General features: G+C 71.9%; 10 protein-coding genes and 1 pseudogene. 4 read left to right on the top strand and 7 right to left on the bottom strand.

The features are described from left to right. Positions 1-53: 53 nt before the first annotated feature. From ACFY93_RS16190 to ACFY93_RS16170, 5 genes and pseudogenes are all read right to left on the bottom strand, one after another. Positions 54-3,431: pseudogene (locus ACFY93_RS16190) on the bottom strand (type I polyketide synthase); the annotation flags it as partial. An 82-nt stretch (positions 3,432-3,513) separates the two neighbouring features. Continuing rightward, positions 3,514-4,926, bottom strand: coding sequence for an FAD-dependent monooxygenase (locus ACFY93_RS16185; RefSeq protein WP_391358625.1), 1,413 nt, complete (start codon positions 4,924-4,926; stop codon positions 3,514-3,516). Further along, positions 4,923-5,372: an SRPBCC family protein gene (locus ACFY93_RS16180; protein WP_391358622.1), complete on the bottom strand. Its 450-nt coding sequence runs from the start codon at positions 5,370-5,372 to the stop codon at positions 4,923-4,925. The genes ACFY93_RS16185 and ACFY93_RS16180 overlap by 4 nt, the downstream gene beginning before the upstream one ends. A gap of 136 nt (positions 5,373-5,508) precedes the next feature. Beyond that, complete coding sequence (locus ACFY93_RS16175) at positions 5,509-6,744, bottom strand: LLM class flavin-dependent oxidoreductase (RefSeq protein ID WP_391358619.1); 1,236 nt, start codon at positions 6,742-6,744, stop codon at positions 5,509-5,511. 447 nt (positions 6,745-7,191) lie between these two features. Further along, complete coding sequence (locus tag ACFY93_RS16170; protein ID WP_391358617.1) at positions 7,192-8,481, bottom strand: sensor domain-containing protein; 1,290 nt, start codon at positions 8,479-8,481, stop codon at positions 7,192-7,194. 740 nt (positions 8,482-9,221) lie between these two features. Between ACFY93_RS16170 and ACFY93_RS16165 the strand changes: the two genes are divergently transcribed. Then, positions 9,222-10,283, top strand: coding sequence for a LuxR C-terminal-related transcriptional regulator (locus ACFY93_RS16165; protein ID WP_391358615.1), 1,062 nt, complete (start codon positions 9,222-9,224; stop codon positions 10,281-10,283). Between the two features lie 12 nt (positions 10,284-10,295). Here the strand turns inward: ACFY93_RS16165 and ACFY93_RS16160 are convergent, their stop codons facing one another. Then, entirely contained in the window at positions 10,296-10,754 is a 459-nt protein-coding gene (locus ACFY93_RS16160; RefSeq protein ID WP_391358613.1) for a hypothetical protein, read from the bottom strand. Positions 10,755-10,892: 138 nt separating this feature from the next. Between ACFY93_RS16160 and ACFY93_RS16155 the strand changes: the two genes are divergently transcribed. Together ACFY93_RS16155 and ACFY93_RS16150 are read left to right on the top strand one after the other, a co-directional pair. Continuing rightward, positions 10,893-12,059, top strand: coding sequence for a SpoIIE family protein phosphatase (locus ACFY93_RS16155; protein WP_391358611.1), 1,167 nt, complete (start codon positions 10,893-10,895; stop codon positions 12,057-12,059). Then, on the top strand, positions 12,025-12,396 hold the full coding sequence (locus ACFY93_RS16150) for a hypothetical protein (protein ID WP_391358609.1): 372 nt from the start codon (positions 12,025-12,027) through the stop codon (positions 12,394-12,396). The genes ACFY93_RS16155 and ACFY93_RS16150 overlap by 35 nt, the downstream gene beginning before the upstream one ends. Before the next feature lie 48 nt (positions 12,397-12,444). On the opposite strand, the gene ACFY93_RS16145 is transcribed toward ACFY93_RS16150, so the two are convergent. Beyond that, a complete protein-coding gene (locus ACFY93_RS16145) occupies positions 12,445-13,410 on the bottom strand; it encodes a YhjD/YihY/BrkB family envelope integrity protein (RefSeq protein WP_391358607.1) in 966 nt (321 codons plus the stop codon). A 213-nt stretch (positions 13,411-13,623) separates the two neighbouring features. Here ACFY93_RS16145 and ACFY93_RS16140 point away from each other — a divergent pair, with 213 nt between their 5' ends. Beyond that, positions 13,624-13,800, top strand: coding sequence for an Rv0909 family putative TA system antitoxin (locus tag ACFY93_RS16140; protein WP_391358605.1), 177 nt, complete (start codon positions 13,624-13,626; stop codon positions 13,798-13,800). The last annotated feature ends 166 nt before the right edge of the window (positions 13,801-13,966 follow it).

Here is a 13,966-nt window from a genome sequence, read left to right as displayed (position 1 = left end):
CCCCTCAATCGATGTCGCTCGTACGGTTCTTGGACGGCAAGGACGACGCCGGGCTAGGCGATGCCCAGTTCGCTGTCGAGGACGTCGAACAGTTCCTCGTCCGTGGCGGACTCGTAGTCGGCGGACTCGTCCGTCTCTGCCCCGCCCCGGGCGTCACGCCATCCGCGCAGCAGCGCTTCGAGGCGGCTGGTGATGCGCTCGTGCTCGCGTACGGCCGTCTCCTCCGTGAGCCCGGACAGGAGGGCCTCCAACCGGTCGACCTCCCCCAGCACCACCTGCGCGGGCCCCTCCCCGTCGTCCGGGAGGATCAGCGCGTCGACGTACTCGGCGGCGGCGCGGGACGTGGGATGGTCGAAGACGAGGGTGGCCGGAAGCGTCAGTCCGGTCGCGGCGCCCAGTCGCCTGCGCAGCTCCACGGCGGCGAGCGAGTCGAACCCGAGATCCTTGAAGGCCCGGTCGGGGTCCACCGCCGCCGACGACGCGTGGCCGAGTACGGCGGCGACCTGGTCGCGCACGACGTCCAGGAGCCGGCGTCCGCGCTCGTCCGGGGTGAGGGCGAGGAGTTCGACCCGCAGATCCTCACCGGTCTCCGGGTAGGCCGGCAGGCCGTCTCCGGCGGTCATGCTCTGCGCGTCGATCCAGTAGCGCTCGCGCTGGAAGGCGTACGTGGGCAGGTCGACGCGCTGGGCGCCCCGGCCCGCGTAGAACGCCGGCCAGTCGACCTCACCGCCCGAGGCGAAGACCTGCGCGAGTGCGCTGACGGCGGTGGTGTCCTCGGCACGGACCTTGCGCAGCAGCGCGGAGAAGGTGCAGTCGTCGCCCTCCACGGACTGCTGGGCGAGCGCGGTCAGCACGGCATCGGGGCCGCACTCGACGAAGCGGGTGACGCCCTGGGCGCGAAGGGCCTGCACGCCGTCGGCGAACCGTACGGCCTCACGGACGTGCCGCACCCAGTAGCCCGGGGCGCGCAGCTCCTCGGCGGACGCAACGGCACCGGTCAGGTTCGAGACGACCGGGATCGACGGATCGGCATACGTGAGCGAGTCGGCGACCGCACGGAACTCGGCCAGCATCGGCTCCATCAACGGAGAATGGAACGCATGGGACACCCGCAGCCGGGTCGTCTTCCGCCCCAGCCCCGCGAAGTGCTCCTCAATGACGCCCACAGCTGCTGCCGTGCCCGAAACCACCACGGACGACGGCCCGTTGACCGCCGCGAGACCCACCTCGTCATCCAGGAGCGACAGAACCTCGTCCTCCGTCGCCTGGACGGCGAGCATCGCCCCGCCCTCCGGCAACGCCTGCATCAACCGGCCCCGCGCCGCCACCAAAGCAGCCGCATCCTTCAACGACCACACACCAGCAACATGCGCCGCGACCAGCTCACCGATCGAATGCCCGGCCACAAAGTCCGGCCGCACACCCCACGACTCCACCAACCGGAACAACGCCGTCTCCACCGCAAACAACCCCGCCTGGGCATAGGCAGTCTGGTTCAGCAGCTCAGCGTCCTCGCCCCACACCACCTCACGAAGTGACCTGCCCAGCAACGGATTCAACTCCGCACACACCGCGTCGAACGCGGCAGCGAAGACAGGGAACCCGGCATACAACTCCCGCCCCATCCCCAGCCGCTGACTCCCCTGACCCGTGAACAGCACCGCCGTCAGACCACCCGGACGAGCCCTGCCCACCAACGCCCCGCCACGACCCTCCGCGACAGCCGCCAGCCCCGCCAGCAGCTCATCGCGGCCCCGCCCGACAACCACGGCCCGGTGCTCCAGCGCCGACCGCGTCGTCACACACGAGAAACCGACATCCGTCACCGAAAGACCCGGACGCTCCGCGACCCACCCAGCCAGCCGCTCCGCCTGCCCCGCCACCGCCTCCACAGCCCGCGCCGACACCACCACCGGCACCACCGACGACCCGACCGGCGAAGCCATGGCCGGACTCGCGGCGAGGGTTGCGTCGGTCGGCTCCACGCCGTCGGCGAGCTCCTCCGCGCGCGTCTGCGCAGGTGTCTCGGACGGCGCCTCGGACGGCGTGTCGGAGGGCGTATCGGACAGCGTCTCCGCAGGCTCCTCCGCCGGCGGTTCCTCCACGATCACGTGGGCGTTCGTCCCGCTCAGGCCGAACGACGAGACACCTGCCCGTCGCGGTCGGCCGTCCTCCGGTGCGGGCCATGCGCGGGCCTCGGTGAGCAGGCGTACGGCGGAGGAGTCCCAGTCCACCTTCGTCGTGGGCCGGTCGGCGTACAGGGACTTGGGGAGCACCTCGTGCCGCATCGCCATGACCATCTTGATGATGCCCGCGACGCCCGCCGCCGCCTGCGTGTGCCCCATGTTCGACTTGATGGAGCCCAGCCACAGCGGCCGGTCCTCGGCCCGTTCCTGGCCGTACGTGTCCAGCAGTGCCTGCGCCTCGATCGGGTCACCCAGCGTCGTCCCCGTACCGTGGCCCTCGACGACGTCGATGTCGCTCGTGGAGAGCCGGGAACCGGAGAGGGCCTGCTTGATCACGCGCTGCTGCGACGGGCCGTTGGGTGCGGTGAAACCGCTGGAGGCGCCGTCCTGGTTGACGGCGCTGCCGCGGACCAGGGCGAGCACGGGGTGGCCGTTGCGGCGGGCGTCGGAGAGGCGTTCCAGGAACAGGACGCCGGCGCCCTCGGAGCATCCCATGCCGTCGGCGGCCTCGGAGAAGGACTTGCAGCGGCCGTCGGCGGCGAGGCCTCGCTGGGTGCTGAAATAGACGAACATCTCGGGGTTGGACATGACGGTGACGCCGCCGGCCAGGGCGAGGGTGCAGTCGCCGCGGCGCAGTGCCTGGGCCGCCAGGTGCAGGGCGACCAGCGACGACGAACACGCCGTGTCCACGGTCACCGCCGGGCCTTCGAGGCCGAGGGTGTAGGCGACGCGGCCGGTGACCAGGCTGCCGGCGCTGGAACTGCCGGCCTCCTTGCCCTGGGCGTAGTCGTGGTACATCACTCCGGCGAAGACGCCGGTGCGGCTTCCCTTGAGGGTCAGCGGGTCGACGCCGGCGCGCTCCACGGCTTCCCAGGCGGTCTCCAGCAGGAGCCGCTGCTGCGGGTCCATGACGAGGGCCTCGTTCGGGCTGATGCCGAAGAAGTCGGCGTCGAAGTCGGCGGCGTCGTGCAGGAATCCGCCCTCGCGCGCGTACGTCTTGCCGGCCCGGCCGGGCTCGGGGTCGAACACGCCGTCGTCCCAGCCGCGGTCCTGCGGGAACCGCGACACCGCGTCCACGCCGTCCGACACCAGCCGCCACAGGTCCTCCGGCGACGCCACACCGCCGGGGTAGCGGCACGCCATCCCGACGATCGCCACGGACTCGTCGTCGGGCTTGCGTGCGGCCTCGGCGAGGCACCTGCGAGCGTCACGCAGCTCCGCCAGAGTGCGCTTGAGGTATTGAAGGAGCCTTTCCTCGTTGCTCACAGGTGGCCAACTCCTCTCGTCGATGCGGTGATTCACGCTGCCGGTGTGTCGGACGGTGTGCTCAGCGGCCGGCGTCGGAGAGGTCCGACCTCGCGAGGGTCGCGAAGAGCTCGCCGATCTGCGGGAACTGGGCGAGGGCCTGTTCCGAGGTCAGCGGCGGCCTGCCGGGGCCGCGCAGGACGGCGGCCAGTACGGGGAGCGCCATCATGCGGCTCTGCGGGCTGCGCAGCGAGCTGACCTCGTAGACGGCCCGCAGGACCTTCTCGTTCGCTGCCGCGGTGCGGGCGTAGCGGGCGCCCATGCTCTGCTGCATGGCGGCGCCGCGGACGGTGATGTTCGTCTTGACGCCGGGGAAGAACAGGTCGTTGGTGCTGGCCATGGCCCAGGGGCCGGCGCCGATCCCGGCGATGTCGGACTGGACCTTGCGGGACAGTCCGGGGCGCAGGCCGTCGGTCTTGAGGCGGGTGCGCAGGGCGAGGGCGCCGAGCGCGGCCATCGACATGCCGGTGGCGTAGTTGGGGCTGAGGACCATGACGGCGTCGCCGATGGCCAGGAAGCCGTCGGGCACCGGCAGTTTGTCGTAGGAGCGGCGCCGGTTGGCGAGGCCGCGGGAGCCGCGTACCTCGGTGAGCGGGCGGGCGGTGCCGATGAGATCGGCGACGACGGTGTCGCGCATGCCGCGGGCGAACTCCATGAACCCCTCGTCGGCGGTGGGCGGCTGGCCGCCCTGGGTGCCGATGAGGGAGACGATCCAGCGGCCGTCCTCCTGGGGCATGAACGCGGCGCCCTGGCCGGGCTTTCCGGTGCCGGGGACGGTCTGGATGAGGACTCCGGGGAACTCCTTGGCGGCCTCGACGGGGGCCTCGTACTCGCGTCCCGCGTAGGCGAGTCCGGCGTCGACGAACTCCTCCTTGACGGTGGGCAGTCCGAAGTCGGTGAGCCACTGGGCGGCCTTGGAGCGGTTGCCGGAGGCGTCCACGACGAGGTCCGCCCGGACGGTCGCCTCGGTTCCGTCGGCCCGCTCGACACGGACTCCGGTGACCTTGGCCGCGTCGCCGGTGAGGCCGGTCGCCTTCGTGGACTCCAGGAGGGTGACGGTACCGTCGGTGAGAACCTGGCCGCGGACGACGTGGTCGATGAGGGGCCGGCTGCAGGCGATGGTGTACGACTCGTCCTCGAAGGTGCGGAACCAGCCCTCGGAGGAGAGGGTGAGCAGGTCCTGGCCCATGCGGAGGGTGTGGGCGCCGGCCGCGGAGAGCCGGGCGAGGGTGCCGGGCAGCAGCTGGTCGAGGGCCTCGGCCCCGCCGGCCATGAGCATGTGGTTCTGCCGGCCCTGGGGCAGGCCCTTGCGCTGCCGGGGTCCGTCGGGGAGCGTGTCGCCCTCGATGACGGTGACCTTGTCGGCGTGCCGCGACAGGACGCGGGCGGCGAGCAGGCCGGCCAGTCCGGCGCCGATCACTACTGCTTCGGTCATCGTGTGCTGCCCGCCTCTGCTGTACGGCGCCGGGCTTCCTGCTCGAGGGCCTGGAAGGTGACGCGGGTGTCGCCCTGGAACGCCTTGGCCCAGAAGAGGCGGAAGACGGGGGTGAAGGGTCCGTGGACCTCGACGCGGCGGTGGACCGCGACGCGGCCCGGCCCGTCGGCACGGTAGGTGTTGATGATCAGCATCTTGCCCCCGGGCATCGGGGACTCGGTGGTGTAGGAACGGCCCGGGTCGACGGCGGCGACCTTGAAGTAGCCGCGCCGGCCGGACACGATGCGGGAGATGGTCCAGCCGCCGCTGCCCACCTCGAACGGCTCGTCGAAGCCGCACTGCAGGACGTGCGGGTCCCAGGTGGCCCAGGAGGGCACGTCGGACACCGTCTGCCACACCGCGTCGAGCTCGGCGTCGATGGTGTCCGACTCTTCGAACGCATACATGACGGATTACCTCTCGGTTCCAGTTCACGGGGACGGTGCGAAACCCCGGCGCACGGGGGGGGAAGGGGATGCGCCGGGGTGGCGTGGGGGTGCCTCGCGCACCGTGGGGAGCAGCGTGCCGGCGATGGACGGCGGCTCAGTCCTCGGTCTTCGGCGCGGAATTCTGGAACTCCTCCATGTCGGTGCGGATCACGTAGTCCGACACGTCCACGGTGGTGTTCTCGATGCGCTCCAGGGCGCTCTTGACGGGGACGGCCAGGCGTTCCTGCTTGGCGATCTCCCGGGCCTCGCGGCGCTCGGTGAATTCCGGCATGACCTCGCGGGCGAAGAGTTCGAGGGATTCGCAGATGTGCTCGTGCTTGTTGGCGCCGAGCTGCACCTGGAAGATGATCTCGTCGACGCCGGCTTCCTCCTGGACGCGGATCATGTCGGCGATCTTCTGCGGTGTGCCGATTCCCCGGCGCACCACCATGTCCATTCGGGCGGCGTTCTCCGGGGGGACGGGCGGGCGCTTCTCGAACTCGGCCCTGAGGTCGGTGATGCCGGGGCGGTGGGCGCCCTGCACGTAGAAATGCATGAAGGAGTTCACGTAGAAGTCGACGCCGCCGAGGGCGCGTTCGTAGGCGGTCTCCTCGTCGGTGTGGCAGAGGAAGGGCAGGGCGACGGCGAAGTTGGCGTTGACGGCCTTCCCGACGGGCACGCAGTCCTCGGACTCGATGATCCGGTAGTACGCCTCGACGCGCTCCTTGGCCTCCTCCGGGGTCATGAAGGCGAACGACAGGGCGCCCACGCCGTTGCGGGCGGCGGTCTCCACGGTCTCGGGGGAGCTGCACGCGACCCAGAGCGGCGGGTGGGGCTTCTGCTTGGGCTTGGGCAGCACGTTGCGCGGCGGCATGGAGACCCATTCGCCGTCGTGTCCGGTGAAGGGCACCTCGGTGAACATGCGGGTGATGACGCCGATCGCCTCACGCCACTGGTCGCGCTTGGTGGCACGGTCGATCCCGAAGGCGCCGAGTTCGTGCTGGGTGCTGCCCTGTCCGGAGCCGAATTCGACGCGGCCGCCGGAGACCAGGTCGAGGGTGGCGATGCGTTCGGCGACCCGGGCGGGGTGATTCACCGCCGGCGGGAGGGTGACGATTCCGTGGGCGAGCCGGATGTTCTTCGTGCGGGCGGCTGCCGCGGCGAGGAAGATTTCCGGGGCGGAGGAGTGGGAGTATTCGTCGAGGAAGTGGTGTTCCGAGGCCCATACGGTGCTGAAGCCCAGCCGGTCGGCGAGCACGACCTGCTCCAGTGCCTCGTTGAGTACCTTTTCCTCACCGTCCTCGCTCCACGGACGAGGATTCTGCTGGAGATATATCAGACCGAACCGCATGCTCGCTCCTCATCGTCGACAGGCGAATGACCGCTGCTGGAATCACGGCGCAAAGACGTTTTCACCGACCACTTCCGCGCAGAGGGCTCCCTGTGGAAGCAGGCTCGGCCACGGTATGAGGAAACACTTCTCGCGGGCTCCCCCTACAGGCCCCTTAGCGGCCCTTACCGCACCCCACCGGTGCGGCCCGGCCCGCGCGGGGCGCGGCGTCCGGCCCGTCCGTTCGGGTGCGAGGCGCGACCCCTGCGCGGGTGCGGCCCCCTACGGGCCGGGCGGGCACGGGAAGGGGCACCGGACCGGGAGGGAGCACCGGCACGGACACAGGCACGGGGACCGGGAAGGAGCACGGACACGGACACGGACACAGGCACAGGCACGCGCCGGCGGATCGGGGATCCGCCGGCGCGTGGTGTCCCGGCCTCCCGGGGGTGGAGGCCGAGGTCCGGGTCAGGACTGGCGGGCCTCCCGCACCGCGAGATCCTGAGGGGTGAGCGGTTCGCAGGGCAGCTCGATGGTGACCGTGGTGGGGCCGCCGGGCGGGCTGCTGAGCGCCAGTACGCCGTCGAAGGTGCCGAGCCGGCGCTCGATACCCGCGAGCCCGGTGCCCCGGGAGACGTCCGCGCCGCCCCTGCCGTCGTCGGTGACCGTGATCCTGAGCATGCCGTCCTGGTGGCGCATGTCGACCCAGATGCGCTGCGCGTCGGCGTGCTTGGCCACGTTGGTCAGCATCTCCGACACCGCGAAGTAGGCGGCCGCCTCGACGGGCGCGGCCATGCGTCCGGTCGTCTCGATGGCGACCTCGGTCCTGACGGGGCTGCGCAGGGCGAGGGCGCGCACGGCGTCTCCGAGGCCGCGCTCGGCCAGTACCGGCGGGTGGATGCCGCGGACCAGCCGGCGCAGTTCGTCCAGTGCCTCGGCGGACGACTTACGGGCCTCGGCGAGCAGTGCCGCGGCCTTCTCCGGGTCGCTCCGCAGGAGGTGCTCGATGGTGCCGAGGCTCATGCCCATCGCCACCAGCCGGGCCTGCGCCCCGTCGTGCAGGTCCCGTTCGATGCGGCGCAGTTCGGCGGCGGACACGTCGACGGCGTCGGCCCGGGACTCCTCGAGCCGTTCGACCCGCAGCTCCAGGGCCCGCTCGTGGTGGGGGGCCAGGAAGGCGTGGGTGAGCCGTGCGTGGGTCCGGATGATCGCGGGGTCGAAGCGCACGCCGGCCGCGAGGAAGCCGACGCCGAGCGCGGCGGCCAGCAGGGCGGTGAGCTGGCTGTCGACGGGGATGAACGCGTACCAGTAGCCGACGTCGCGCATCGGGCGCCACACCCCCGCGGCGAGGACGAAGCCCCAGGCGCCGTAGACGAACAGGCCGGCCGCGAGGATGCCGAGGAGGAAGCCGGCGACCGGGTCGACGATCATCCAGAGCAGGTCACGCCAGGTCGCCGGGTCCTTGAGCAGCCAGCGGCAGCGCTGTATGCGGCCGACCAGGCCGGTGTCCAGTGCCGGCAGGGGCCGGTAGGGCACGGGGATGGGCACTCCGGCCCATTCCGCGGCCAGCCGTCTGCGCAGGGTGGCGTGGGCGCGTGCGGCGTCGGTGACCAGGGGGGTGGTCAGTGCCCCGATCCCGACGATCACGAGGGCGATGGACACCACGGACAGGCAGAACAGGACGAGGGAGACGACCATCGACAGCAGGGCCAGGCCCAGGCCTCTCGCCGCAGCCACCAGACCGGCCTGGATGTTCATGTCGCCTCCGCTGTCGTCTTCCGGGTCGTCCTCGCAGGTGCGCGGTGACCCTGCCGCGCGAGGTCAACTCTGCCAGTGCGCCGCACGCCGGTCACGGGCACTGGCACCCGAGCGGGGGGTGTACCCGGGAACACCCCCCGCGGCCCGGCCCTCCGGCCGAGGCGTACCGGGAGGCGAATAAAGCCCACGGTGCCGGCGGGGCCCGAACGGCGCACGGCCTTCGGGCCACAAGGAGAGGTATTCTCCGGACCGTCCTCGTCCGCGGGGATGACCGGCCGGTGCCCTGCTTACGGATGACGGGCCGTCGAACTTCCCGGGGCGGCGGCGTGAATACCGAACCGCCGCGCATCCATGCCTTTTCGGCCGGAATAGCGGTCGTTGTCGAGCCATTCGCGGACGGAAGGCAGCATCTCACGGAGCGGATCCCGGCGTCACCACCCGCGCCCGCGCCATCACCCGGCGTGCCCTTGCCGGTGAGCCATATCTCCTCAAGGACCCGGTTTGTACGCCTTGTTGGGCCTCCGTCCCCCCGATGCCACCCCGCCCGGCGCGGCAGTCGGCCCCGGTGCGGGCGAATGAACAATTCGAAACCGTGTCAGTACACGTGCTCACGCTGCGGTTTTCCTTCCCCGCGGCGGCCGGGAGAACACGCACGGAACTACGCCCTGTGCCGCAACTGCCTACTCATGGCTTAAAGTTGCGGAGCTTCGACCTACTCGGCGAAGGGGGGACCCTGGGGAATGTCGGTCAGTATCGGCTTCGGCCCGGAATTCGCGGAGCTGGACGACGTGACGAGGGCCGCGTATCAGCACGCGGTGCGGGTGGGTCGTTTCCAGCGGGACGAGGTGTCCGCCTCCCTCCATCTGACGTCGGAGGAAGCGGCACGCGTGGAGCAGGTGCTGCGCATGCTGTGTCTGCTGCACCCCATACCCGGCGGCAGCGATCTGCTGCCGGTGAGCCCGGACGCGGCGGCGGTCGAGCTGGTGGGCTCGACGGAGAGGCAGATACGCGACCTCCAGCAGGGAGTCACGGAGGTGCGGGCGCGGATGCTGTCGCTCATGCCCCGCTACTTCGAGAGCAGGCGCGCGCGCAGTCAGGCCGAGGCGTTCGACGTGATCCTGGACGCCGACACGGCCCAGTCGATGATCGACGAGATGAGTGACCGCTGCAAGTCGGAGGTGCTGACCGTCCAGCCGGGCGGGGCGCAGCCCGCCCATCTGCTGACGGCCGCGCGGCAGGTCGCGCTGGGCATCCTGGACCGGAACGTGCGCATGCGCACCATCTACCAGCACGCGGCGCGCACCGACCTGGTGACGAAGGCGTTCGTGCGGGATCTGATCACCGCGGGCGCGCAGATCCGGACCAGCAGCGAGGTCGTGGACCACTTCGTCGTCTACGACCGCGAGGTCGCATTCCTGCTGGGGCGGGACTCCGGCGCGACCATCGTGCGGGAGCCGACGGTGGTCGCGTTCATGTGCACGGTGTTCGAGCATCTGTGGGGCGGTTCCAACTGCTGCTATCCGGGCGAGGTGGAGGCCGACCGGGCCCTGGAGGACGTGAAGAGTTCCATCGTCCGGCTCATGTCGGAGGGGTACAAGGACGAGATGGTGGCCCGCCGGCTGGGCATCTCGGTGCGTACGTGCCGTCGGCACATCGCCGAGCTGATGGAGGAGCTCCAGGCGACCAGCCGTTTCCAGGCGGGTGTGCACGCGACGCGCGGCGGACTGCTGCCCCATCTGCGCGACCCGCTGGCGCCGTCGCCGTCCGCCGCGGCGGGGTCGGGGGCCGTGGCACCGTCCTGAGCGGGGACGGGGTCAGGCCGGTTCTCGGGGACTGCCGGGGCCCGCGGTGTGGTCGGGGTGGCCGCGGGTGCGCCGCTCCTCCTTGAGTTCCGCCTCGTACAGGTGGTCCCTGCCGTCGGCCAGCCGGCCGCGTACCTCTTCCTCCAGCGCCTTGAAGGCCTCGTAGTACGTCGCGTTGTAGGCCTCGACGATCTGGAAGGTCCAGTGTCCCGGGATGACGTTGCGGCCCAGAATCTCGGTCTCCACCCGGCGGGCGTACTCCTCGTGGCCGGCCTCGCGCAGCAGACTCGCCGCCCGGTCGAGTTCGAAGTCCGCCGTGCCGGTCAGCTGGTGGAAGGAGTAGAGGTGGCCGCGGGCCCGTTCCGTGGTCTCCAGTGCCTTGGATAGCGCGCCGAGCGCTTCCACCGCGACGTCGCTGACACCCTCGGGCCGCTGGTGGGCGTGATCGCGCCCGTCTCCTCGCCTGTCCATGTCCGGCGGGTTCCCCGCCACGTGACGTGTATCCCCCGCCCCGGGAGCGATCACCCGTGTGCCGCCGCTCCGGCCGGGCCCGGCCGGAGTGCGGCGCGGGCCGGGAGGGGGGAGCGTGGGGGTTTCGGGAGGAGTGCCATGGGCGTGTCCGTGTCCCCGCGCCGGAGCGGCCGGGAAGGGGGCTGGCTGCGCGGTGCGCCGGCGCCCCGCTGGATGCGGGGGCTGCCGGTCGCGCTCCTCGTGGGGGTCTGCGCGGTCGAGCTCGCCAGCCCCGAGCCGCTGGACATCGGCTTTCTGCTCGGGGCCATTCCGTCGCTGGCGGTGCTGTCGTACGGGCCGGTGGCGACGGCCGCGTTCGGCTGCGTCGTCGTCGCCCTGCTGAGTCTGCCGGTGCTGCGTCTGGACCACCCGGGCAACGTCGACCTGCTGACCGTCGTCTTCGTCGCGCTGCTCAGTGTGCTCGTGACCCTCGTGCGCAGCAGACGTGACGCACAGCTGGTCACGGTGCGCAGTGTCGCGGAGGCCGTGCAGCTCGCGGTGCTCCCGCCGCTGCCGGAGCGCGTCGGCGTGGTGCGCTGTGCCGGTCTGTACCGGGCGGCACAGCGCGGGACGCTGGTCGGCGGCGACTTCTTCGAGGTACGGGACGGCCCTCATGGGGTGCGGGCGCTGATGGGCGACGTGCAGGGGCACGGGCTCTCGGCGGTGGGCACGGTCGCCTCGCTGCTCGGGGCGTTCCGTGAGGCGGTGCTCGACCAGCGCGATCTGGAGACGGTCGCGGCCCGGCTGGACCGGCGGCTGGTCGTGGACAGCGCGGCGACCGAGCACGCGGAGCTGTTCGCGACGGCCGTGCTGCTTGAGTTCTCCGGGGACGGCGGCGGCGTCCGCGTGGTGTCGTGCGGGCATCCGCACCCGCTGCTGCTGCGGGGCGGGACGGTCGTGGAGGTCGAGGTGGAGGCGGGCACTCCGCTCGGTCTCGGGCTGCTGGACGCGGCGGCGCCGACGGGGCGGACCCTCCGGCTGGATCCCGGCGACCGGCTGTTCCTCGCGTCCGACGGGGTGAGTGAGGCCCGCGACGAGTCCGGGGCGTTCTACCCGCTCGCCGAACGGTTGGCCGCTCTCGCCGCGGAGCCCACCGCCTCGCTCACCGAACGGGTCTGGGACGACCTGATGCGCTTCTGTCCGTCGGTGGACGACGACGTCACGATGCTCGTCCTCGCCCCGCGTGCCACACGGGTTCCCGGGCATACGGACGCGGACGGGGAGGAGACTCATGCACCTGGCGGGCGTTCATCCGGCGGCGAGTGACGATCCCGGGGCGTGGCTCTGGGCACTGGGCGCCATCGCGCTCTACGCGCTGATCAGCTACGGCCTCGAGTACCGGGCGCGGTCCCGGCGGGGCTCGCGGCATCCGGCGCGGGACGCGCTGCACGACCTCAAGGACCGCGAGGATCCGCAGCCGCCGCTGCAGCGATTCACCAGCCGCATGATCATGCTGGGCGGAGGGGCCGTGACGGGTCTGGTCGCCTTCGCGACGTCCGGGCCGGCACGCGTCGTGGCGGCGGGCCTGACCGGCGTGGCGGCGGTGGCGGTGTGGGCGTACTACGACCACCGCACCGAGGGGGTTCCCGCCCGGGACCGGTGAGGCACCATCGTCCCGGGCGCCGCCCGCGGTCTCGTCCCCTCGGGCGCGTCACGGACCGGAGCCCGGGTCGGGCCGCACGGCGTCCGCGATCCCGGCCCGGGCGGCCTCCAGCTGCGCGGCGAAGGCGATGCCGAGGAACAGGGCGACGCCCGTGAGGTTGGCCCACAGCAGCAGGGCGACGAAGGCCGTCAGGGGCCCGTAGAGGGCGCCGAAGGAGCCGCTCTCGTCGACGTACAGGGCGAGCAGCCAGGTCGCCGCGACCCAGAGCACCAGGTGGACGGCGGAGCCGAAGGCGAGCCAGGTGTACCCGGGCTGGTCCCGGCGCGGCGACCAGCGGAAGATCACCGCCGAGGCGATCCAGGCGAGCGCCACTCCGAGCGGGACCCGCAGCACGCCCCACCAGTCCAGCAGGACCCGGGGCCAGCCGAAGGTGTCCACGACGGACGTGCCGACGGCCTCACCGGTGACGAGGACGAGGAATCCGGCGACCATCGGCATGCCCGCGGCGAAGGCGAGGACCAGCGAGCGGCCGTACTTCCGCGGGAACGGCCGGTCGCGCTCGATGCCGTAGATGCGGTTGGCGCCGCGTTCCACCTGCCCCATGGCGGAGGCCAGGTTGAGGACGGCGAAGGCCAGGCCGAGCCACATGGCGACGGCGTTGCGCAGGCCGTCGCCCGCGCTGCGCTCCGTGGCGGCCAGCGCGTCGTCCACGAGGTCGGCGCTGTCCCCCGGCACGATCCGGCCGATGGTGCCTTCGACGATCTCTCCGAGGCTCTCCGTGTGGACCGTGGTGGCGACACCGACCAGGGCGATGGTGAAGGGCACCAGCCCCAGGGCCACCTGGAATCCGAGGGAGCGCGCGCTGGTGCAGCCGTCGGCGTAGCGGAACCGGGCGAACGCGTCCATCAGCAGGCGCCGCCCGCCGTAGCGTCTGAGCGCCACGAGGGCCTCGTCCGCGGAGAGCTCGTCCCCGATCATGTCGCGCGTCTGCGGGACGTGCACAGCGGTTCCCATCGGCCTGCGTCTCCTCGCGTCTGTCCTCGGTGGCGGGCGCCCGGGGCGTCCGCCGGGCACGGCCCGCAGTACCTTCTCCCCCGGCGCGCCGAAATCAGCCCCGCCGTCCCGCGGTGGTGCGGCGGAACGGGGCCGGTCACGCCCCGGGATGCGGATCGTCCGCATAGTGGGGAGTCTGGAGACGGGGACCGTACCGACCCAGCGGAGGCAACCATGTCCATGATGGACAAGATCAAAAGCATGCTGAAGGGCCACGAGGACCAGACCGGCAAGGGCATCGACAAGACCGGCGACATGGTCGACAAGCGGACCCAGGGCAAGTACGAAGGCCAGGTGGACACAGCACAGGAGCGGGCGCGGGACCAGTTCGGCCGCCCCGACCAGCAGTAGGTACGCGCGTACAGCGAGAGGCGCGCGGGCTTCCGCGCTCCCACGGCCGTGGGGGGGGGGCCCCGGGGGGGGGGGGGGCGGGCGGGCCCCCCCCCGCGGGGGGGGCGGGGGGGGGGGGGGGGGGGGGGCGGCGGGGGCGGGGGCGGGGCCCGGCGGGGGGGGGCGT

The sequence above is a fragment of the Streptomyces sp. NPDC008313 genome (assembly GCF_042956125.1).
Classification (GTDB): domain Bacteria; phylum Actinomycetota; class Actinomycetes; order Streptomycetales; family Streptomycetaceae; genus Streptomyces.
The sequence above is the reverse complement of the archived record's forward strand: the minus strand, read 5'-3'. Positions and strand labels throughout refer to the sequence as shown.

Bases quoted from the DNA above. Each gene is read 5' to 3' on its own strand.
- ACFY93_RS16185 (WP_391358625.1), bottom strand. From the start codon at position 4,926: ATGACCGAAGCAGTAGTGATCGGCGCCGGACTGGCCGGCCTGCTCGCC.
- ACFY93_RS16180 (WP_391358622.1), bottom strand. From the start codon at position 5,372: ATGTATGCGTTCGAAGAGTCGGACACCATCGACGCCGAGCTCGACGCG.
- ACFY93_RS16175 (WP_391358619.1), bottom strand. From the start codon at position 6,744: ATGCGGTTCGGTCTGATATATCTCCAGCAGAATCCTCGTCCGTGGAGC.
- ACFY93_RS16170 (WP_391358617.1), bottom strand. From the start codon at position 8,481: ATGAACATCCAGGCCGGTCTGGTGGCTGCGGCGAGAGGCCTGGGCCTG.
- ACFY93_RS16165 (WP_391358615.1), top strand. From the start codon at position 9,222: ATGTCGGTCAGTATCGGCTTCGGCCCGGAATTCGCGGAGCTGGACGAC.
- ACFY93_RS16160 (WP_391358613.1), bottom strand. From the start codon at position 10,754: ATGGACAGGCGAGGAGACGGGCGCGATCACGCCCACCAGCGGCCCGAG.
- ACFY93_RS16155 (WP_391358611.1), top strand. From the start codon at position 10,893: ATGGGCGTGTCCGTGTCCCCGCGCCGGAGCGGCCGGGAAGGGGGCTGG.
- ACFY93_RS16150 (WP_391358609.1), top strand. From the start codon at position 12,025: ATGCACCTGGCGGGCGTTCATCCGGCGGCGAGTGACGATCCCGGGGCG.
- ACFY93_RS16145 (WP_391358607.1), bottom strand. From the start codon at position 13,410: ATGGGAACCGCTGTGCACGTCCCGCAGACGCGCGACATGATCGGGGAC.
- ACFY93_RS16140 (WP_391358605.1), top strand. From the start codon at position 13,624: ATGTCCATGATGGACAAGATCAAAAGCATGCTGAAGGGCCACGAGGAC.